Origin of the sequence: Phaeodactylibacter luteus, from assembly GCF_007993045.1 — a bacterium.
Taxonomy (GTDB): domain Bacteria; phylum Bacteroidota; class Bacteroidia; order Chitinophagales; family Saprospiraceae; genus Phaeodactylibacter; species Phaeodactylibacter luteus.
In genome coordinates this window covers 1-1,480 of the sequence record NZ_VOOR01000129.1, presented here as the reverse complement: position 1 = coordinate 1,480, position 1,480 = coordinate 1, and the positions used below count along the sequence as shown (strand labels likewise).

The following is a 1,480-nucleotide window of genomic DNA, read 5'->3' as shown; positions in this document are numbered from 1 at the left end:
TAGATGATTCAAGTTTCGTTACCATGGGAATTACTAAAGACTCGATCCCCAAAATCGCGCTCATTAAATACAATGGAAATGGGGACACTATATTCACGAAAGAGTACATCAACCCTTTCTATCCGGAAGAGTCTTTTATCTCCGCAGCGCAAAATGTCAGCCCTTATAAAAATGATGAGATTTCACTTATTTCAGGGATCGATGGCGACCCAGATGGGGGCAATTCTGAGATATACTGGCTACGCCTGAACGCAGCAGGGGAAATTATAAATAGTTTTATTTACGCCGCGCCGGAGCACAATACCCCTGAATCACAAACCATAGATGAAAATGGGAATATTACTATCGGGGCTTTTAGCCATAACATCGGACAAGTCAACCAAAATTTCACCTGCCAGGCTCAAATCCTGCAGATAGACAGCTTAGGCAACCAAAAATGGCTGTACAAGACCCCAGCGAACCAGCTTTTTAGCTCCGCACGCTCCCTCCTCCCCACCCCCGACGGCGGCCTCATCGTCGGAACCGGCAAAGGCGTGGAGACGGCCATCAACAGCAGCAACGGACGCGTAGACTGGAACCCCTGCTTCTTCAAGCTCAATGCCGATCGGCAGATGGAGTGGGTCAGGGAGTTTAGGGGAGAATTCCCGTGGACTAACTTCTCCATGGTCAAAATCGTCGAGGCTACAGACCAAAGCGGGTACCTTGGCATCAGTTGGACCGCAGAGACGGAGTCTATTGGAGAGCTTAGGAAAGGCACCTGGCTCATGAAAGCCTCCCCACAAGGCGACAGCCTCTGGGTGCGCTACTTCACGCTTTTTGATGAGGAGCCCCTTGCCCCCGAGCCCATGGACCTCAAAGCCACCCCCGACGGCGGCTACATCGTCTGCGGCGCTATCGACCCGCCCGATGACGGGGGCGTCCACCCCCTGCGCTACGGCTGGCTCCTCAAGCTCGATGAGCACGGCTGCCTCGTGCCCGGCTGCCACCTGCCCAACAGCACAGCACAGGAGCCCGGCACCCCGCCACGGCTCGCCCTCTTCCCCAACCCTGCCCGCGATTTCATCAACTTTGAGCTGCGCGGTGCCCGCCCTGCCCCCGATGGAATTTTCCGTATCCTGGATGCGCAGGGCCGGCTTTTGCAAAGCATACCGGCACGGGAGTTACTGGGCACGGTAGTGGTGCCCGTACACGATTGGGCGGCGGGGGCGTACGTGGTGCAGTACCTGGAAGGTGGGCAGCTCAGGGCAGCGGAGCGGTTTTTGAAGGTGGAGTGAGGCAAGTCCCATTTGCATGCTCAGGCCGCGATTCCATAACCGCCGCCTGAGTTGGTATGGCACAAACAGACAGCAGCGCCCTTTAAAAAGCTGTATTTTACTACCTATAAACCTAAAATGATGAGTATGCTGCTTTTGACCCCTTTCATTTCAGACCGCTGCGACATGCAGGGCAAGCATGCGGCTACGCTCGATTGCGGGCCGGA

The 1,480-nt window shown here is 55.3% G+C and carries 1 protein-coding gene; it reads left to right on the top strand.

The features are described 5' to 3' along the window. Nucleotides 1-1,274, top strand: a 1,274-nt coding sequence (locus FRY97_RS21770) for a T9SS type A sorting domain-containing protein (protein WP_211356956.1), incomplete at its 5' end; no start/stop codon positions are given. Between the last annotated feature and the right edge of the window lie 206 nt (nt 1,275-1,480).